This is a genomic window from Leeuwenhoekiella blandensis MED217 (assembly GCF_000152985.1).
Taxonomy (GTDB): domain Bacteria; phylum Bacteroidota; class Bacteroidia; order Flavobacteriales; family Flavobacteriaceae; genus Leeuwenhoekiella; species Leeuwenhoekiella blandensis.
Genome location: NZ_CH672395.1, coordinates 3,107,672 through 3,129,483 on the forward strand (window position 1 = coordinate 3,107,672; position 21,812 = coordinate 3,129,483).

Below are 21,812 nucleotides of genomic sequence, written 5' to 3' on the forward strand. Positions count from 1 at the left end.
AAACTACTTATACCGAGTTGCGCTCGATATACTTAAAAACGTTCTTTACTTTTTCCTTTTTATTCTTGAGCACCATATAAGCAGCCGTCTCTCCCATTGCCTTAAAATCTGTACTGATCACCGTGATGCCAAGCAATTCTTTAAGCGGCGTTTCATTATAAGAGATCACGCCAACATCTTTACCCATAGTCAGGTTGCGCTCACGTATTTGACGCACCAGATTTACAAGATCCATTTCTTCAATAGTAATATAGACGTCTTTGCCTTCAAACTCCATATCTTCATAAATCTCGTTTAGAATTTCATATTCAAAATCATATTGCATACAAAATTGTCTAAACCCGTGTAGAATGCGTCGTGGATAAGGATGACTGAGTTTCTCGGGATAAACCAATATCAGTTTTTCATACTTCTTTAGTTTCTCTTTCCCCTCGATCAAGGCATTGTAAATATCCTCCTTAAAATCTTGATAAATAGAACCGTAGTTCCCTTTTATCTCTGGTTTTGTATTGTCTACCATCAACAATTGATCTTTGGGAATACGCTCGATCGCTTTTAAAACTTCAGGAGTAAAACTGACGTGATTAAAATCGTTATCCTTAAAATGAGGCATGATAACATAATAGTTATACGCCCCCAGATTCTTCTCTATCGCATTCACAAACAACGACTCTTCACAATGATAGATGTATAGGTTAACGTGCGCATTAACGCCTAAGGTGTTCACAAAATGATTAAAGATCATCATCTTGTAAGAGCTGGGCTTGTTCACTAAAAAGAATACATTGATCTTAGAGATCAATTCGGTTTTTGCGGTGTAATACCCTTTTCCTTTAACCGAAATAATCACCTTCCGCTCTTTAAGAATCTTATACGCTTTCTCTACCGTATCTCTACTCAAATAGGCAGACTCGCTCAATTCATTAATCGATGGGATCTTCTCTCCTATTTTTAATTTCCCCTTGGCAACATCATCAATAATCGAATCAACAATTTGCTTGTATTTGGGTATACGGGAGTCTTCATTAATACTAATGTGAACATTTTGAGACATAATGCGATAAGCGTGTGTTTGTTTGTGTTTTGTAAAACTAATCAAAAGATTAGCGTATTAAAAGATTTATGTTGCAGTACAGCACAGGATGCTATCCTATTTGTTAACATCTATTTTTGAAACAGATGCTTTAACCTTTACAAACTAAAAATGGAAAAAACTTTTAGCCACGTAGATTATCTTTGGGATGAACAAAAGGCGGCAGAATTAGGCGACGATCAGGTTGCTTTATTCTTATACCGCTCAAACATCCTTGGCGCAGATTTAAGAATAACAAATTACGGCGGCGGTAATACCAGCTGTAAAACCATAGAGAAAGACCCTCTTACCAATGAAGATGTAGAAGTAATGTGGGTAAAAGGTTCTGGTGGAGATATAGGAACTTTAACCAGACAAGGTATTGCAGGCCTTTATACAGAGCGTCTGAGAAATCTTAAAAATGTTTACGGCGGTCTCGAAGATGAAGACCGTATGGTTGGGCTTTTTAATCATTGTATTTATGATTTAGACTCGAAAGCACCTTCTATTGATACGCCACTTCACGGATTACTTCCTTTTGCACACATCGATCACCTGCATCCTGATGCACTTATTGCCATTGCTGCAGCTGAAGATAGTGAGAAAATCACCAAAGAAATTTGGGGAGATACAATGGGTTGGGTGCCTTGGCAACGTCCGGGATTTGACCTTGGTCTTCAACTGGAAAAATGCCTGAATGAAAACCCTGGAATACGCGGAATTGTTTTAGGAAGCCACGGACTTTTTACGTGGGGAGATACTTCTTATGAGTGCTATATCAATAGCCTTGAAGTGATCGAAAAAGCTTCTTCTTATATTGAGAAAAAGGTAAAAGAAAACGGAAGCGTGTTTGGTGGGCAAAAAATTGAAAGTTTACCGGCAGATCAGCGTAAAGATCAGGCTGCTAAATTAATGCCACTTCTACGCGGACTTGCTTCTTCTGAAAACCGAATGATAGGTCATTTTACTGATAGTGACACAGTACTTCAGTTTATCAACAGCAATGATCTTGATAAATTAGCTCCAATGGGAACTTCGTGCCCAGACCACTTTTTGCGCACCAAGATTCAACCATTGATCTTAGACTTAGATAAAGATGCAGATCTTGACGATACCGAAGCGGTGCTAGCTAAATTAGAACCTTCTTTTGAACAATACCGTCAAGAATATAAAGACTATTACGAAAGCTGCAAACACGATAACAGCCCGGCGATGCGTGATCCTAACCCTGTGATCATCATTTTTCCGGGAGTGGGAATGTTCAGCTTTGCTAAAAATAAACAAACCACACGTGTAGCAAGCGAATTCTACATCAACGCGATTAACGTAATGCGTGGTGCAGAAGCGATTACCAGCTACACTTCATTACCACGCCAAGAGGCATTTGACATCGAATATTGGTTGCTTGAAGAAGCAAAATTGCAACGTATGCCTAAAGAGCAACCCCTTTCTCGTAAAGTAGCTTTAGTTACCGGTGCTGCCGGCGGAATTGGTAAAGCGATCGCAGATAAACTTGTTGCTGAAGGTGCCAATGTGGTACTTACCGATATGAGCGACGAAGCCTTAAAAGAAGCTGTTGCGACGTATAAAAAAGATCAAGTTGCCGGTGCCGTTTGTGACGTTACCAGCGAAGAAGCGATTAAAAAAGCCTACAAAGAAGCTTGTTTAGCCTTTGGTGGTGTAGATATTGTAATTCACTCTGCGGGATTAGCAATTTCTAAAGCTTTAGAAGACACCACTCAAAAAGATTGGGATTTATTACAGAATGTGCTTGTTAAAGGGCAATTCTTAATGGCTCAGGAAGGTGTTGCGATTATGCGCAAGCAAGGCTTAGGCGGTGATATTGTGAATATCGCAAGTAAAAACGGACTTGTTTCAGGACCTAATAACGTGGGTTATGGTACTGCAAAAGCCGCTCAACAACATATGACACGTTTACTCGCAGCAGAATTAGGCAGTGATAAAATACGTGTAAATACCGTAAACCCTGATGGTGTTATTGTAGGTAGCAAAATCTGGGAAGGAGCTTGGGCTGAAGGTCGTGCAAAAGCGTACGGCATAGAAGTCAAAGATTTACCTGCACACTATGCAAAACGCAATTTGCTTAATGAGATCATCCTGCCAGATGATATAGCAGATGGAGTTTTTGCTTGTGTGGGCGTACTGCAAAAAAGTACCGGAAATACCATCAATGTTGACGGTGGTATGGCTAATGCTTTTGTACGCTAATTTTAATTGAATTGTTTTTAATTATCAGAAACTCCAGATTCTGTTTTTAGTCTCAGGAGTTTCTGTTAATTTAATATCCTCCAAAATTGTCTTCCATGAATATCGAAACACAACAACTACAAGATCTCAACGCAAAAAACCTTTCTACTCATAAATCCCAATTCGATTTCCTAACTCAAACGTTGTCGAAATCTAACATTGATGTTAATCAGGTTATTCAAAAATTAGCCGATTTTCAAGTGGCGATTCCTAGCTGGGCATTAGGGGCCGGTGGAACCCGCTTCGGAAGATTCTCTTACGGAGGAGAACCTGCTTCTTTAGAGCAAAAGATTGAAGACATCGGGCTTATTCATAAGCTTACCCAAACCGCAGGAGCTGTTTCATTACACATTCCTTGGGATGTGCCTGAGGATTATAATGCGATAAAAGAACTCGCTGCGATCAACAAGATCAAGTTTGATGCGGTAAACAGCAACACCTTTCAGGATCAAAAAAATCAAAAGGAAACCTATAAGTACGGTTCGCTGAGTAATACCAGTGCCGCTGTACGTGAGCAGGCAATTGCGCACAACAAAGAAGTTGTAGAGATCGGAAATAAACTAGGATCAAAAAGCTTAACCGTTTGGTTGGCTGACGGGGCTTCTTTTCCCGGGCAAAACAACTTTCAAACTGCATTAACCCATACCCAAAACAGCTTGATCTCGATCTATGAAGATATGCCGGCTGATTGGAAAATGTTTATCGAGTATAAACCTTATGAGCCGTACTTCTACAGTACCGTTATTCAAGATTGGGGAACCTCGTTAATGCTTGCTAACGGTTGTGGTGAACGCGCCTATACCTTGGTAGATTTAGGACACCACCTTCCAAACACCAATATCGAACAAATTGTTTCCATTCTTATGCTGAAAGGAAAACTTGGTGGTTTTCATTTTAACGACAGTAAATATGGTGATGACGATATCACCGTAGGAAGCATTAAGCCTTATGCACTCTTCCTCATCTTTAACGAGTTGGTTTACGGAATGCAAAACAATCCACAAAACCCGGAATTGGGTTGGATGATCGATGCGAGTCATAACCTCAAAGATCCGCTTGAAGATTTGATTCAATCGCTTGAAGCGATTCAAGAAGCCTACGCAAAAGCGCTCTTGATCGATCAAGATGCTTTACGAGCTGCCCAAGAAAATAACGATGTTACCTTGTGTCAGGAGATTTTACAAACCGCTTACCGCACAGACGTACGCCCATTGGTTCAGGAGGCGCGTCTAAAAACCGGCGGAGCGCTTAATCCTATTGCAGCCTATCGCGAACTAGGTGTGCGTGATGCGCTTATTAAAACCAGAGGTAAAAACACAGTGGCAACGGGACTATAAACTGCAAGCAAGAGTTAATGAAGAAGACAGTTACGGCAGTATTTGATATCGGAAAAACCAACAAGAAATTCTTTCTTTTTGACGACGAGTTTCAAGAGGTTTATCGTGAATACGTTCAGTTTGATGAAATCACAGATGAAGACGGGCATCCTACCGAAGATCTTTCAGCACTTCGCGATTGGTTAAAAACGGTTTTTGACCGCATGCTTAAAACTGAAAAGTATGAGATCAAAGCCATAAATTTCTCTTCATACGGGGCAAGTCTCGTGCATTTGGATGAAAATCGCGATGTGATTTTCCCTTTGTATAATTATACGAAATCGATTCCACAAAATATCATTGATAGCTTTTACGAGAAATACGGTCCAGAGGCAGATTTTCATCAGAAGACAGGTTCGTCTAGCTCGGGAATGCTCAACGCCGGGATGCAACTCTACTGGTTGAAAAACACCAAGCCTGAAGTATTTAAAAAAATCAGGTATTCGTTGCACTTACCGCAATATTTAAGTTTTGTGTTTACAGGAATTCCGTTGAGCGAGTACACCAGTATAGGCTGCCATACTTCACTTTGGGATTTTGAAAAAAGAGATTACCACGACTGGGTTTATGCCGAAAACTTAGATCAGATCCTCCCTCCTATCGTTTCTACCGAAACGAGCATCAATATGAATTATAACGGCAAACGTATTAAAATTGGCGTGGGTATTCATGACAGTTCGGCGGCTTTGCTTCCGTATGTACGCAGCCTTAAAAATCAATTCATTTTGATCTCGACCGGAACGTGGAGTATCGCGCTCAACCCATTTGTAGAGCGTACGTTGAGCAAAAAAGACGTTGCAGATGATTGTATCAATTATATGCGCATCAATGGTAAACCGGTTAAATCGGCACGCTTATTTTTGGGCAATGAATACAGCATTCAGGTTAAAAAACTAACCGAGTATTATCAGGTAGATAAGGACTATCACAAGACCGTAAAATTTGATCCTGAAATTCATTACGAGATCGTTAAAGAATTTGAGAAAATCTTCAAATGGGAATCTATTGAAGATCCTGAAATGCCTGAAGAAACCCATTTGCGCTACACCTCTTTTGATCACGCTTATCATCATTTGATGATGGAACTCGTACTACTACAGGTAGAGAGCATCAAAAGTGCAAAAGGGAATATGACTATCGAAAAACTCTTTGTTGACGGTGGTTTCAGCGATAACGATATTTATATTCATTTGTTATCGCATCATTTCAGAACTATGGAATTGCGCACTACAGACTCCTCGCTGGGATCTGCCTTAGGCGCAGCAATTTGTATCTCTGACACCCAACTGAACTCTAAATTTTTAAAGAAAAATTATTCGATGAAAAAGCATATTCCTTTCATCGCTAAATAACTACTATGGCTAACTCCTTTGACACTGCATATCCATCGGTTGATGATTTACGCTCCAAAGCAAAAAAGCGCGTTCCTGCATTTGCTTTTGAATATCTGGATGGTGGTTGTAATGAAGATGTAAGCATACAACGCAACACTTCAGAAATACGCGACGTACAGCTACAGCCGCGTTACCTCAACAATTACGGACAAAGTTCGACAAAGACCAAAGTACTCGGGATGGAATTTGATGCGCCTTTTGGTATCGCTCCAGTGGGTTTACAAGGGCTGATGTGGCCTAATTCTCCCGCGATCTTAGCCAAAGCAGCGCATAAAAATAACATTCCGTTTATTTTGAGTACGGTAACCACAATGAATATTGAAAAGGCAAGCGAACTTACCGAAGGAAATGCGTGGTTTCAGTTGTACAATCCTGTTGAAGATGCGGTGCGCAATGATATTATAGATCGAGCCGAGGCTGCCGGTTGTCCCGTTTTAGTCCTGCTGTGCGATGTACCGACTTTTGGTTACAGACCACGAGATTTTAGAAATGGGCTCGCACTTCCGCCAAAGATGTCTGCCAAGAATATTATGCAGATTTTGGGTAAACCTACTTGGGCGTTCAACACGCTTAAACACGGTCAACCAACTTTTGAAAACTTAAAACCATATACGCCGGAAGGTTTAAATCTGAAACAACTCGGCGCGTTTATGGACCGTACTTTTTCAGGAAAACTCAACGAAGATAAAATAAAACCCATCCGCGATCGCTGGAAAGGAAAACTAGTACTCAAAGGTGTACAATCGTTGCAAGACACTCAGGATGCCATAAGAATGGGCTTTGACGGGATCATTGTTTCTAACCACGGTGGCCGCCAACTAGATGCTGCTCAATCTACTATCAATTCATTAAAAGAAATCGCAGCCAACTACGGTGATCAAATTGAAGTGATGATGGACAGCGGTTTACGCTCTGGGCCAGATATCGCTCGTGCGATGGCTTGCGGTGCAAAATTCACCTTTATGGGGCGCTCCTTTATGTACGGCTGTGGTGCTCTAGGTAACAAAGGTGGTGAGCATACCATCGGGATGCTCAAAACCCAATTCAAACAAGTGATGGATCAATTGGTGTGTGAGCGCGTTGAAGATCTACCCAAACATTTAATAACCTCCTAACTATGTCGCAATACAATCAAGAAGAAGAAACTATAGAGGAAATCGCCGGTGGTGAATTTGAACGCCAGGCGGTGCCTCAATCCAGACTACAAAGTTGGAAGGCATTTTTAGGAATGTACGCCGGAGAGCACGCTGCAGGTACCGAATTTGTAATCGGCCCGTTATTCCTTACTACGGGAGTAAGCGCTTTTGACCTTATCGTTGGGCTACTCATTGGGAACTTAATGGCGGTGTTGAGCTGGCGTTTTTTAACGGCAGAGATCGGAACCAAGTTTCGATATACGCTGTATTTTCATTTGGAAAAAATCTGCGGAAAACGTTTAGTAACCGCTTACAATCTTGCTAATGGTGTACTTTTCTGTTTTCTAGCAGGGGCGATGATCACGGTTTCGGCTACAGCCGTTGGGATTCCGTTTGATATGGAAATGCCCAAACTCACCGATACCACTCCTAACAGTCTTACTTGGGTGATCATTGTAATCGCTATTGGTGCTGTGATTTCCATAATTGCCGCAAAAGGATATCAAACCGTAGCAAAAGCTGCAAACTGGATGTCTCCGGTGATCGTGCTGGCGTTTATCGCTTGTGGCGTGGTAGCGTTGATTCAGTTAGATGTACACAGCTTTACTGACTTTTGGAATATTTGGGGAGAAGGCAGCGAACCTTTTCCGGGGCAAATAAAATATACGTTCTGGCACGTTGTGCTATGGTCGTGGTTTGCTAATGCTGCGATGCATATTGGGATGTCTGACCTCTCTGTTTTCCGCTTTGCGAAAAAACCAAGCGCAGGCTGGACGACCGCCGGTGGAATCTACATAGGGCATTATGTTGCCTGGATCGCGGCAGCATTATTATATGCTGTTTATTTAAAATCACCAGAAGCTCAAGCGATGCTGGCAGGCGGTGAGGCACCGTCAGTAGCTCCGGGACCTTTAGCTAATAATGCTATTGGAATTTTTGGAATTATTGCTGTCATTCTCGCAGGATGGACGACTGCAAACCCAACCATCTATCGCGCCGGACTTGCATTTCAAGCCATTATGCCAAAGGTTTCAACTTTTTGGGTCACCATAATCGCAGGATCTGTAGCGACGATTGCAGGTTTATTTCCTGCTTTTGCAATGAAATTATTAGGTTTCGTAGCACTTTATGGATTCATTCTTGCCCCGATTGGAGCGATAATCGTATTTGATCATTTCTTTGGTAAGGCTGCGGGAATTCAACCGTTTTATGCTGAAAAGACCGGGGTAAAATTCAACTGGGCAGTATTTGGTGCTTGGGCATTAAGCTTTGGTGTCTTTTATTTTATCTCAGTTCAGTATGATGTATTCTTATCCTTCCTAACCTTACCGGCCTGGATAAGCTGCGGAATTCTGTTTTTAATTTTCAGTAAATTTTATCAAACAAAAACTGCTCCTGTGAGCACTTAAAGTATAACGCTTAGGTAAACTACCTCAGGGCAAGCCAAGGAGTTTAACCCTTTGGCGGTGCCAATAAAGCGTAAACAATAATTATTTGTGTGTGTAAATGGTCGTCAATCTCGCAGGTGGCGGCCATTTCTTTTTGATAACCCATTACAAAACAGGTAGGAACAGGATACGTTTTCTATAAAGATTATTAATATTGTTTTGTCGATTTCACCAGAACTCCATGAGATACTTTTCTACATTTTTCTTGCTGAGCATACTCCTTACTGCAAGCTGTAAAAACACTTCAGAAAATAACACTTCAGAAACAACCTCTTCTGAGCCGGAATGGATCAGTCAAGTGGGCGCGAATGACCTTGAATTCAATGAAAAAGTTTTCTATGTAAATGACTACGATGCTATTGCAGACGGGAGCGCATTAACCACCACCGCTATTCAACAAGCCATAGACGCTGCAGCAGCAAACGGAGGCGGCACGGTCACGTTCAAGCCGGGAACTTATCTTAGCGGTTCAATTTTTATTAAGGAAAATGTACACTTTAATATTCCGGAAGGTGTAGCCATTTTGGGTAGCGAGTCTATTGAAGATTACCCCGAGATCGATACACGCGTTGCCGGTATCGAAATGAAATGGCCTGCTGCACTCATCAACGTTTTAGATCAAAAAAACGTTACAATTGATGGTGAAGGACTGGTGGACGGCCAGGGAAAAGTCTATTGGGACTATTATTGGAACTTACGCGAAGAATATGAACCCAAAGGTTTACGCTGGATCGTAGATTATGATGCCAAACGCCCACGTACCTTCTTACTTCAAAATGCTGAAAATGTATTTCTAAAAGACCTCAATATTCAGCGCGCCGGATTTTGGACGGTACAAGTACTCTATTCCAACCACATTACAGTAGACGGCTTGACCATTCGAAACAATATTGGCGGTCACGGCCCCAGTACCGATGGGATCGATATTGACAGTTCAAAATATATTTTAGTTCAAAACTGCGATATCGATTGCAACGATGATAACTTTTGTCTAAAAGCAGGACGCGATTGGGACGGACTTCGGGTAGATCGTCCTACCGAATATGTGGTGATCAGAGATTGTATCGCTCTTGCAGGGTCTGGCTTAACGACCATAGGTAGTGAGACAAGTGGAGATATTCGGCACGTATTTGTTTCCAATATTCAAGGAAAAGGAACCAAAACCGGACTCAAAATAAAATCAGCAACCAACCGAGGCGGAACCGTAGAAGACATTCATATGCAAAATATCAAGATGGATAGCGTAGGGACCTTTATGCAAGTTTCGATGAACTGGAATCCTTCGTACAGCTATTCTAAATTACCGGAGGGCTATGATTACGATTCCATCCCAAAACGCTGGAAAACCCTACTCGAAGAAGTTACGCCTCCAGAAAAAGGAATCCCAACGTTTAAAGATATTAGCATTTCAAACATCGAGGTTCAAGGCGCCAAACGCGCGATCTACGTGAACGGAATGGAAACTTCTACAGTAAGCAATATTCAACTGACTGATGTACATATTGCTGCACAGGAAGCCGGTCAAATAACGTACAGTAAAGATTGGACCCTTGACAATGTGAGTCTCAATATCGCCGATGGTTCTACGCTAACAATAGAAAATGCACCTGGCGTTGAATTCCCTAATACCCTATACATCGCCAATGATGAAGATTAATATGAAATTGAACTTTCTAAGTTACCTCGCTTTTTTCCTCTGTATTTTTCAGTTCACTGCCGCCTGCTCTCAAGCTGCAAATCATTTTGAGCTGGTAACAGAACGTCAAAAAGTAAGTATTATTTATGATAAAGACGGAGTTGCACTTGATTCTATTGCAGCACACTTACTTGCAAAAGATATTGAACGCGTAAGTGGATATTTGCCTCAGGTAACTACTGCTATAAATTCGGTATCTGGAAACGCAATCGTTATAGGTAGTCAAGCCTCTGATTTGATACAAAGCTTTTCAGAAGCAACCACCCCAAAACAAGAAGCTTGGGAAAGCTATACCCTTAAACTTGTAAAACCGAAAAGTAGCCCAATCAAAAATGCTTTGGTTATTGCAGGCGCAGATGCCCGAGGAACCGCTTACGGCGTGTTTGATATTTCAGAAAAAATTGGCGTTTCTCCTTGGTACTGGTGGGCTGACGTAGTTCCTGAAAAGCAAGAAGAATTAACACTTGAAGTCAGTTCATTTCAGTCTAAAAGTCCACAAGTAAAATACCGTGGTATTTTTCTTAACGATGAAGATTGGGGGTTGCAACCTTGGGCTGAGCATACCTTTGAACCCGAAACCGGTGATATAGGACCTAAAACCTACGCAAAGATCTTCGAGTTATTGCTACGCCTAAAAGCCAATGCGATTTGGCCGGCGATGCACCCCAGCACCAAAGCCTTTTTTCACTATCCGGGTAATCTAAAAATAGCCGAAAACTATGAGATCGTTTTAGGCTCTTCTCACGCCGAGCCGATGCTACGCAACAATGTTGACGAATGGGATCACGATACGATGGGGGATTTTAACTATTTCAGCAATAAAGAAAAAGTGCTCAAGTATTGGGAAGATCGCGTAGAAGAAGCTCAAAACGCCAACGGTATTTACACCGTGGGAATGCGAGGCGTTCACGACAGCGGAATGGCGGGCGCAAAAAGCACGGAAGACGCGGCTAATATCCTAAATCAAATCATTCAGGATCAGCGAAAACTTTTACAAAAGCACGTTGGGAATCCAGAGGAAATCCCACAAGTATTTACCGTTTATAAGGAAGTGCTGGATGTTTATGAATATGGTCTGGAGCTTCCTGAAGACATAACCCTGATGTGGACCGACGACAACTACGGCTACATCCGCCGACTTAGTAACGCTGAAGAACGCAAGCGCAGCGGCGGAAGCGGAGTATATTATCACGCTTCGTATTGGGGAAGACCGCACGATTATCTCTGGTTGAGCACCACACACCCGGCACTTATTAGAGAAGAAATGCTCAAGGCCTACGACACCGGTGCAGACAAGATCTGGATTCTTAATGTGGGCGATCTTAAACCTGCAGAATACAATATGCAGTTTTTTATGGATCTCGCTTTTGATCCCGAATCCTTTAGAAAACCGGATAGCTATAAGCAGCATATGACCGATTTCTATGAAGGAATCTTTGGAAGTGATCTAGGAGCCGAAATTAGCAGCCTGCGTGAAACCTATTATGACCTCGCCTGGCTCAGAAAACCTGAGTTTATGGGATGGAGTCAAACCGAACCTACACGTCCTACACATTTGACAGCATTTAGTTTAGAAGAAGAAAACCCACAACGACGTGCTGCCTATCAACACTTGGAACAAGAGGTTGCTACGCTTAGCAATACCATTGAAGATGCACAGCAAGACGCTTGGTTTCAGCTTGTGGCCTATCCTATTTTGGGCGCTTCAGCAATGAATCAGAAATATTTATATCGGGATTTAGCGAGTTTCAATACGAAACAGAATCCAGAACTAACGCAAAACTATCAGGATTCCATCGCGCTAAAACAACAGCAGATTCAGGAGCTTACCAAAAAGTACAATACCCAGATCGCTGGTGGGAAATGGAATCGTATGATGCACAGTGCGCCACGCGGTTTACCGGTTTACAAAGTACCCGATGCCGTACTTGCTGATGAAGAAGCCGTTCAAAAATATCCAAAACCCGTGATCTCAAGAAAACTGGCTAACTTTTCTAATGCAGAAAATTTTGAAGAAGGCTTTCCGCAGGAATTAACCGGTTTGGGATATTCTAAAACCGCATTACAACTCGCACCGGCTACTCATAACGCCTACTCCGCTACTGCTTTTACAGAGAATCCGGTCTTACACTTTGACATGGAACTGGAGCAAACTATAGCAGAGGCAACCCTTACGCTAACAGCTGTTCCCAATCATCCGATTACCGGTGAGCAAAAGTTACGCCTTGGCGTTCAATGGGATGATCTACCGGTAGAGATCCTTAATTTTGAAACCCACGGAAGAAGCGAAACCTGGAAGATCAATGTATTACGTAATCAGGCGCGCGCCTCATTAAACCTGAAAGAACTCAATGCCGGCAAACATCAATTAAAGCTTTTTGTTATTGATCCCGGCGTGCTCCCGGATTATTTCACCATAACTCAAGCAAATCAAAAGATTCCCTATACCTTTTCAAATCAATAAAGCACTGACTATGAAAATCAAATGCACTCCCTACCTGTTGCTTTTAATATCCGTTTTAACCTACACCAGCTGTACCTCACAGCGCCTGATGGAAAATCTTGATCGAGGCGTTATAGTGATTCCGCAAGAAGATCAATCTGCAGTAATCAGTTGGAGGGTTTTAGGTACAGACCCGGATGAACTTAACTTCAACTTGTACCGCCAGTCTGGTGACGAAATGCCCCAGCAATTGAATACCAAACCTATTTCTGGAAGTACTTTTTTTATAGATACCAATGCCGATTGGTCTAAGAAAAATACCTGGTATGTCGCTTCTATTTTAGATGGAAAAGAAACTAAAGAATCTGGTGCATTCAGTATTGAAGCAAATGCCGAGCACAAACCCTATTTAAGTATTCCACTTCAAACTCCGGATGGCTACGCTCCCGGTGATGCCAGCACCGCAGACCTTGACGGAGACGGGCAATACGAGTTGGTTATTCATCAAATGGGAATGGGACACGACAACTCCCATCGCGGACTAACAGACGATCCTATTTTTCAGGCTTACGAGTTGTCTGGCGAGTTGTTATGGGAAATAAACCTTGGAAAAAACATTCGGGAAGGAGCGCATTATACACAGTTTTTGGTCTACGATTTTGACAGCGATGGTAAAGCCGAAATGGTTTGCAAAACAGCAGATGGCACCACTGATGCATTAGGTAATGTCATTGGAGATCCGGAAGCCGACTGGCGCGATACCGATGAAAAAAGTAGAACCTACGGAAAGATCCTAAAAGGACCGGAATACCTAACCGTTTTTGACGGTCAAACCGGGAAAGCACTTGCCACTACCGATTATATCGCACCCCGTGGCGACATCAGCAAGTGGGGTGGTCACGGCGGAAACGGCGGAAACGACAATACCGGAAATCGCGTAGATCGCTTTACCGCTTGTGTGGCCTATTTAGATGGGATTCACCCAAGTTTTGTGATGGGACGAGGCTATTATGGTCGTACCGTTCTTGCTGCTTTTGATTTTAAAAATGGTGAGATCACCTCGCGCTGGGTATTTGACAGTGAAAACCGGGAAAATCCGTATTCAGGACAAGGAAATCATAACCTCTCGGTTGCAGATGCTGATGCCGATGGTAAAGACGAGATCATCTTTGGCGCGATGGCTGTTGATGATGATGGCACAGGAATGTATTCCACCGGTTTTAGACACGGTGACGCGATTCATGTAAGCGATCTGGATCCCGATGTTCCAGGCTTAGAACGTTTTGGAATACACGAGATCGAAGACGGTACCAAAGGCCCTGGGATTGCCCTCTTTTCGATAAAAGACGGAACCGTTTTATACACCGCCGAACCCAATCGCGATATTGGTCGCGGCGTAGCAGCCAATATAGACACCACCCGCGTAGGTGCGCAAATGTGGTGGCTGGGCTCGCGCGACTTACACGACATCAAAGGAAATGTAATAGGTAAAGCACCACGGGCTACTAACTTCCTGATCTGGTGGGATGGCGATTTTAGCCGCGAACTTTTAGACCGTACTTACATCGCAAAATATGGAAAAGGAATGCTCTTTAATGCCGATGGTGCTACGTGGTCAAGAGGGAGTAAAGCAACGCCTTCCTTAAGTGCTGATATTCTTGGAGATTGGCGCGAAGAATTGCTCCTCCCAAGTAAAGAGGGTGACGAGATGCGCATCTACACTACCACCATTCCGACCACGCACCGTATGTATACCTTGATGCACGATCCGCAATACCGCTTAAGCATCGCTTGGCAAAATGTAGGATACAATCAACCGCCGCACACCGGTTTTTATATGGGCTATGGAATGAAAAAAGCTCCAAAACCAAACATAAAATTGATTCCGGAAACTATAGACTGATCGAGATGTACGCCAATAAAACAACACGCTTTCTTAAACCAATCTTTATCCTGTTTTTAGCAGGAATTAGCTGGAAGGGATTAGGTCAGCAAAAACAGGAATATTGGCATAACAAATCCAGAACAATTCATTACAAACCGGAAGGAAACGCTTTTGTCCTGGTAAATGGTTCTCGAAAATTCAATCGTGCCCTGTATGGTACCAATACCGGTTTTAGAGTAGAAACCGGTGACCTGCCGGAATTTGCATTGTACCTGCCCGGAATGGGTGGAAATTTCAAACTGGGAATTTCTAAAGAAACAGAATCCAAATGGATCACTGAAGCCGATAGTATTACAACTAAATATACTCCCGGAATGATGGAGTACGAAATCCATGATGCACTCTTAGGCAACGGTTTTTTTAAACTTACGGTTTTGGCTTCAGCAGAAACAGAAGGATTTCTTTTAAAAGTTGAAGAACATAATATTCCCGAAGCTGTTGGTCTTCATTGGCTTTTTGGCGGTGCCAGCGGAAAGAAATTTCATCGTGATGGTGATATCGGTGCAGATCCGGAATCGGTATTTTATCTACAACCGGAATATGCCCGGCACAATTCTTATGATCTCAAAGAAAACGGATTTACCCTTCAGTTCAACTGGGATGCAAAAAGTCAAACCAATAAAAAAACACTGACCGCCGCTGTTCCTGAAGGACAACTGAATTTAGGCAGTGCTCACGCTATTCAAAATCCCAATACTCTTCAACGAGCTACATTAGATTCTCTTCCTGTCATTTATGGAACGGTCGACAGATCAGCCGCGAAAACCTATTATTGGAACATTGAGCATACGACAGGCGATACTTCTGATAAAGTATTAAGCAGTGCTTCAGCCTTTAAAAAAGCAAGCTTCAAAGCAGACACTTTAGCAAACAGAATAAAACTGAATACTCCTGATCCATATCTCAATACCTTAGGTGGCACACTGGCTACAGCGGCAGATGCCATCTGGGAAGATCCTGCTTTTTTACACGGTGCCGTAGCCTGGCGGATGCATCTCAACGCATGGCGCGGGGCCTACAATGCAGATGTGTTAGGTTGGCACGATCGCGCTAAAACGCATTTTAAAAGCTACGGAAATTCTCAAGTGCTCGAACCCGAACGCGGACCTGTGGTACTTGACAGCAGTCGTAACTTTGCCCGACAGAAAGAGGTTTTGGGTACGGCAATGTTCAGTAAAGGTTATATCAGCAGGCACCCCAACCGCAATGATCGCGCCCATCACTATGATATGAATCTGGTTTTTATAGACCAGCTCCTTACCTATTTCAACTGGAACGACGATCCCGAGTTTTTAGAGGAAATCTTTCCGGTGATCGAACGGCATTTGGCTTGGGAAAAGCGCAACTACGACACCAACGATGATGGTTTGTATGATGCTTATGCGGCCATCTGGGCAAGTGACGCCCTGCAATACAGTGGAGGCGCGGTTACCTATACTTCGGCTTATAATTATCGTGCGAATACTTTAGCAGCAAAGCTGGCGGCGCGTTTAGGAAAAGATCCACAAGCTTATTTAGATGAAGCGGAAAAGATAAAAAATGCCATTCAGCAAAAATTATGGCTTCCGGATCAAGGGGTGTATGCCGAATACCAAGATGCTTTGGGCAATGAATTACTTCACAAGTCTCCTGGGATTTGGACGGTGTATCACGCCATCGATAAAGGCGTGCCGAATGCATTTCAACAGCAGCAAGCCTTACATTATATTCAAAAGGAAATTCCGCATATTCCGGTGCAGGCAGAAGGGCTTCCGCACGAAGATCTCGAATTGGTTTCCACCACAAACTGGCAACCCTACACCTGGTCTGTAAACAATGTAGCACTTGCAGAAAACCTCAACACTGCACTGGCCTTCTGGCAAGGTGGAAATCCTGAAGCAGGTTTTAAACTTTTTGAGAGCGCTCTGGTGGAGAGTATGTATTTAGGTGCATCACCGGGTGGCTTTCAGCAGTTATCCTTTTATGATGCAATTCGAGGGGAATTGTATCGGGATTTTGCCGACCCTATCGGTGTGGCTTCGCGCGCCTTGGTAGAAGGACTTTTTGGTATTCAACCCAATCTTTTAGAGCACAAACTAAAAATAAAACCAGGTTTTCCTGAAGAATGGGATCACGCCAGTCTCAATCTTCCTGATCTTGATGTAGCTTTCAAAAAAACAGGAAACACCACAACGTATACGATTACTAATAAATTTAAAACCGATTTAGATCTGGAGCTGGAATTGAGCCTCAATACCACAGCTATCAAAGCAGTTTTAGTCAATGGAAATTCGGTGAATTATCAACTGGTCGCTGAAGCCATTGGTAAACCGAAAATTTTAATTCCGGCGGGGATTCATAAAAACTATACCATTCACGTCGCTACTGAAGGCACTACGCCTGAAAGACTTCTGAACAAGGCTTTTTATACACAAGGAGCAGCTTTTAAACTCAAATCAAATAAAGCTGAATTACTCGAACTTAAAGATCCGCAGCAGGTTTTGATAAACCCAGAACGTGCAACACATCAATTGACCGCGCAGATCGCTTCTGCAACGGGAAACAAAATGCTTTTTGTAAAGCTGAAACAGAACGACGTGACGTGGTGGCAACCGATAGAAATTGAAGTAAAACCGAAATTTCAAATCCTATCTACACAACTGGAAAACGACCATTTGGCGATAACCATTCAAAATAATACCGATGCACAGGTTTCCGGTGATTTAGCGATCAACCATAAAGCTGCGCAACAGATAAGTTTCAAAGCTAAAGAATCAGCAACCATAATATTGGCACTAGCGGAATGCCTTCCGGGAACAAACCTGCTTGAGCTGAGCTTTGCTTCCGGAGAAAAAATTCAGCTACCATTTACCAATTGGGATATTCCGAACTCCAGCAGAAAGCAGCAAACGATGCCAAACATCAGTAGCTTTTTTAATGCACGTGTAGACGAAATATTTCAGCAGCAGTATTTGAGTCCGCGCCCCCAATCTCCTACCCTGCAACTCCCTACTACCGGCGTTGGCAATTGGTGTTATCCCAATGTCGCTGAGGATATTCATCTGGACGATTCCGGACTTCGCAAGGCTTCCAAATCCGGAGTTTTTAAGGGATCTAATGGAATCCTTTACGCAACGCCTTCAGAAGAAAATGCGCTCAATATCGCATTCACCTCAAAATGGAACAACTATCCAGATTCGATCACTATTCCGCTTAAAGGCAAAGCATCCCACGCCTATTTGGTGATGGCAGGAACCACCAACCCGATGCAAACCCAACTGGTCAATGGCACAGTAACTGTCACCTATTCCGATGGAACTACCGCGGTTTTAGAACTTAAAAACCCTGAAAACTGGTGGCCTATCGAGCAGGATTATTATACAGACGGTTATGCCTTCACCACCGGCGCACCCAAACCACCTCGGGTCATTTTTAAAACCGGCGAGATCACACGTTATTTTAAAGACTATACAAACATTCACGGCTTTACCAATTACGGAATCGATGGCGGCGCAGGAACGATTCTCGACCTTCCGCTTGACCCGCAAAAAACATTAGAAAAACTAACGCTCGAAGCTCGGGCCAATGATGTGATCATCGGGCTGATGAGTATCACATTATTGAAACCATAAAAAGATGAAAAATACATTCTGGATCACCACAATCGTTTTGGCCTTATGCCTCATCGGATGCAAAAAGGGACAACATACAGAGGAAACCGAAAATACCGCTATAGACCGAAAAGCGGTCGTTACCAGGCACAACGTGCACATTTCTGGAGTAGATACGCTTGCTTCGTTAACTGTGGGCAACGGCGCTTTTGCGTTTACAACAGATGTCACGGGACTGCAAAGCTTTCCGGAGTATTATCAAAGAGGAATCCCTTTAGGAACCTTATCTGAATGGGGTTGGAATGCAAAACCTAATGACCAGGGGTATTCCTTTGAAGAAACCTTAAAAGACTATGATCAAAACGGAAGAAAAGTATCGTATTCCACGCAGATAAAAACCCCGCAACACGCCAAGGAAGCTGTTGAATTTTTTCGGTCAAACCCGCATCGGGTACATTTGGGAAATCTGGGGTTTGAACTCACCAAAAAGGATGGAACTCCGGTAAAACCGGAAGACCTCAGCGATATTGATCAAACCTTAGATTTATGGACGGGAATGCTCACCAGTTCGTTTGCTGTAGAAGGTATTCCTGTAGAAGTTAAAACGGCGAGCGCTCCAGAAAGTGACGCGATCGCCGTTCAGGTAAATTCAGCCTTGATTGCAAGTGGCCAACTTAAAATACGCTTACGTTTTGCGGCTCCAACAGCTGCCTGGACCGATTATGGAACACAGTGGGAGAATCCGGAGCAGTATAAAAGTCGTATAGCAGCACAAGACGATACTTCAGCCGTGATCGCACGTCAGTTGGATTCACTCAAGTATAAGGTTGCTTTAAATTGGGAAGGAACGGCTACAGTTTCTAAGAAGGAAGCACACTATTTTCTCGTGGAACCTACAGCAGACCAAATCGCATTAACCTGCACGTTTGCGGATACCGAACCGAAAGAAAACAGCTCTACCGAAAGCATATTTAAAAATAGCGCAACAGCTTGGGAAAGCTATTGGTCTGATGGCGGAATCGTAGATTTCTCAGGAAGTACCGATCCGCGAGCAAATGAACTCGAGCGTCGTGTAGTGCTCTCCCAATATCTGACCAAAGCGCAAACCGCCGGAAAAATGCCACCGCAAGAAACCGGGCTTACGTATAACAGTTGGTATGGAAAGCCGCATCTGGAAATGCATTGGTGGCACGGGGTGCACTACGCACTTTGGGGCAGACCTCAATATTTAGAAAACACCTTAAACTGGTATGAAACTGCCTTTGATAACGCCAAAGCACTGGCGGAACGCCAGGGATTTAAAGGTGCGCGCTGGCAAAAAATGACTGATCCTTATGGCGAAGAAGGTCCTTCGTCTGTAGGTGCTTTTTTGGTTTGGCAACAACCGCATTTCATCACCTTTGCCGAATTACTTTATCGCGCCGATACTAGCGAAGCAACGCTCAACAAATACAAAGAACGCGTTTTTGCTACCGCAGAATTTATGGCTTCATTTCCCGATTATGATAAAGAAAATGATTGCTATGTATTGGGGCCACCGGTAATTCCTGCACAGGAACGTTTTGAAAAAACCGAGACCTTCAATCCAACCTACGAACTCGCGTATTGGAATTGGGCACTCAAAACTGCTTCAGCATGGAAAGAACGCGCTGGCGAATCGGTTCCTGAGCAATGGACGGAGGTTCTGGAAAAACTTTCGGCATTGCCGGTTCAGGAGGATTATTATTTGGCCACGGAAAGTGCTACAGACTCGTATACCAATCCGGAGTTTTTAACTGATCATCCTTCGGTTTTTGGGGCTTATGGGATGCTCCCGGAAACGTCTATGCTCAACAAGGCCACGATGCGCAATACGTTTGATAAAGTTTGGGAGGTATGGATCTGGGAAGATACCTGGGGGTGGGATTTCCCGATGACAGCGATGACCGCTGCACGATTGGGAATGCCTGAAAAAGCCATTGATGCGCTCTTTATGGATGTACAAACCAACACCTATCTAAAAAATGGTCACAATTACCAAGAAGAACGTTTAACGCTATATATGCCTGGTAATGGCGGTTTACTCACTGCGGTGGCGATGATGTGCGCAGGTTGGGATGGTGCAGAAACTAAAAACCCCGGCTTCCCAAAAGACGGCAGCTGGAACGTAAAATGGGAAGGCCTTGAACCGTTTTTTTAAGTCGCATTACGACATAAATCAATTCATAGTTGTAGAAAGCTTCAAAAGATAGGAGCGATAGCGAAGTAGATCGGAGTTGATTCTTGAAGCATCTTTGATGAGATGTTGAAACAGGTTCAGCCTGACGATTCATAAAACCTAAGTGTTAGCGCGCGATTGTATCGTGTGCTTGTACTTATAAATATCATTTATCGAGAAACGCTTCCTGAATCGCTTTCAATTCATCAGTAGAAACTTGTATCGCAGTACCGTGACGTATGCCGTCAGGAAAAGAAACCTGATCAGAAATATCAGTCCAATTCTTTAAGTCGGTTGACTGTACAGCACCATATTGATGTTCTGTATATTTATCAAAATACACCAACCACTTGCCATCCTTCTGAATAGCGGTAGGACCTTCTGCCCAATATTTACCGGTGATGGGAGCGCTCGCTTCAGTATAAGGTCCGGTTAAATTTTGTGCTGTAGCAACCTTGAGGTTCTTACGTGCAGGTTCGCGGGTTTCATCTTTTAAGAACATCACATACTGTGATCCATCCCATTGAATCGTCGCGTCTATAGAATTAAAACCGGGTTCATACAGGACTTTGGCCTTTGAAAACTCTTTAAAATCTTTGGTAATGGTGTAATACATTCTGTGATTATAACCGGCATCTTTTTCAGATTGCGTTTCCGGGAACAGGCCGGGGATGGTGGTCGCCCAGTAGATCATATATTCATCATTTTGCGCATCATAGGTAATTTCCGGAGCCCAACAGTTGCGTGCGGTTTCCTCGTGTTGCATCACCGGGATGAGTTGCTGCTCAGACCAGTTGATCAAATCTTTAGAAGAAGCATAACCAATTCCACGTTCCGTCCAACCCGTGGTCCACACCATATGATAGACGCCATCGCCACCTTTGATCACGGCTGGATCGCGCATTAATTTTTGCTCGCCAACTTCAGGCGTAAGAATCGATTGGTCATCATTCAACGACTGCCAATGTAAAGCATCGGTACTGTAGGCTAAATGCAATCCGTCTTCTCCATTTCCTTTGAAATAGGTAAAAATATAGGCTGGATCTTGAGCTTTACACGAGGTGAAAGCTAAAGCTAGTATTAGACAAATAGAGAAGTTTTTGAGCATAGGTAACATGTGTATAGTTAATTTGGTTCGAAGCAGACCGTCCTCTAGAGCGCAGTCGAAAGGTTATCAATCTCATTTTATAATTATATGGTCTCGACTGCGCTCGACCTGACACCTAGATGTCTAGCGTAAACTAATT

12 protein-coding genes are annotated in these 21,812 nt (G+C 43.2%); 10 read left to right on the forward strand and 2 right to left on the reverse strand.

From position 1 onward, the window contains the following. Positions 1 to 7: 7 nt before the first annotated feature. Positions 8 to 1,054, reverse strand: coding sequence for a GntR family transcriptional regulator (locus MED217_RS13210; protein WP_009781040.1), 1,047 nt, complete (start codon positions 1,052 to 1,054; stop codon positions 8 to 10). A gap of 150 nt (positions 1,055 to 1,204) precedes the next feature. On the opposite strand from MED217_RS13210, the gene MED217_RS13215 reads away from it, so the two are divergent. The 10 genes from MED217_RS13215 to MED217_RS13260 all read left to right on the forward strand — a co-directional run bounded on the left by MED217_RS13215 (position 1,205) and on the right by MED217_RS13260 (position 20,547). After that, the gene (locus tag MED217_RS13215) at positions 1,205 to 3,301 is read left to right on the forward strand and encodes a bifunctional rhamnulose-1-phosphate aldolase/short-chain dehydrogenase (protein ID WP_009781041.1); all 2,097 of its coding nucleotides are present in this window, start codon (positions 1,205 to 1,207) and stop codon (positions 3,299 to 3,301) included. 95 nt (positions 3,302 to 3,396) lie between these two features. Next, positions 3,397 to 4,677, forward strand: coding sequence for a sugar isomerase (locus tag MED217_RS13220; RefSeq protein ID WP_009781042.1), 1,281 nt, complete (start codon positions 3,397 to 3,399; stop codon positions 4,675 to 4,677). Positions 4,678 to 4,694: 17 nt separating this feature from the next. Continuing rightward, a complete protein-coding gene (locus tag MED217_RS13225; protein WP_009781043.1) occupies positions 4,695 to 6,068 on the forward strand; it encodes an FGGY-family carbohydrate kinase in 1,374 nt (457 codons plus the stop codon). A 5-nt stretch (positions 6,069 to 6,073) separates the two neighbouring features. After that, positions 6,074 to 7,225, forward strand: a complete 1,152-nt coding sequence (locus tag MED217_RS13230) for an alpha-hydroxy acid oxidase (RefSeq protein ID WP_009781044.1) — start codon at positions 6,074 to 6,076, stop codon at positions 7,223 to 7,225. Positions 7,226 to 7,227: 2 nt separating this feature from the next. Continuing rightward, a complete protein-coding gene (locus tag MED217_RS13235) occupies positions 7,228 to 8,655 on the forward strand; it encodes a purine-cytosine permease family protein (protein ID WP_009781045.1) in 1,428 nt (475 codons plus the stop codon). Between the two features lie 220 nt (positions 8,656 to 8,875). Then, the gene (locus MED217_RS13240) at positions 8,876 to 10,351 is read left to right on the forward strand and encodes a glycoside hydrolase family 28 protein (RefSeq protein ID WP_009781046.1); all 1,476 of its coding nucleotides are present in this window, start codon (positions 8,876 to 8,878) and stop codon (positions 10,349 to 10,351) included. Next, on the forward strand, positions 10,338 to 12,854 hold the full coding sequence (locus MED217_RS13245; protein ID WP_050759332.1) for a glycosyl hydrolase 115 family protein: 2,517 nt from the start codon (positions 10,338 to 10,340) through the stop codon (positions 12,852 to 12,854). Before MED217_RS13240 ends, MED217_RS13245 begins: the two co-directional genes overlap by 14 nt. Positions 12,855 to 12,864: 10 nt before the next feature. Beyond that, positions 12,865 to 14,736 carry a rhamnogalacturonan lyase gene (locus MED217_RS13250; RefSeq protein WP_009781048.1) on the forward strand — a complete coding sequence of 624 codons (1,872 nt, stop codon included), beginning with the start codon at positions 12,865 to 12,867 and terminating at the stop codon, positions 14,734 to 14,736. A gap of 5 nt (positions 14,737 to 14,741) precedes the next feature. After that, positions 14,742 to 18,389, forward strand: a complete 3,648-nt coding sequence (locus MED217_RS13255) for a DUF4450 domain-containing protein (protein WP_009781049.1) — start codon at positions 14,742 to 14,744, stop codon at positions 18,387 to 18,389. Between the two features lie 4 nt (positions 18,390 to 18,393). Beyond that, positions 18,394 to 20,547, forward strand: coding sequence for a hypothetical protein (locus MED217_RS13260; RefSeq protein ID WP_009781050.1), 2,154 nt, complete (start codon positions 18,394 to 18,396; stop codon positions 20,545 to 20,547). A 184-nt stretch (positions 20,548 to 20,731) separates the two neighbouring features. On the opposite strand, the gene MED217_RS13265 is transcribed toward MED217_RS13260, so the two are convergent. After that, positions 20,732 to 21,673: a glycoside hydrolase family 43 protein gene (locus tag MED217_RS13265; RefSeq protein ID WP_154648947.1), complete on the reverse strand. Its 942-nt coding sequence runs from the start codon at positions 21,671 to 21,673 to the stop codon at positions 20,732 to 20,734. Between the last annotated feature and the right edge of the window lie 139 nt (positions 21,674 to 21,812).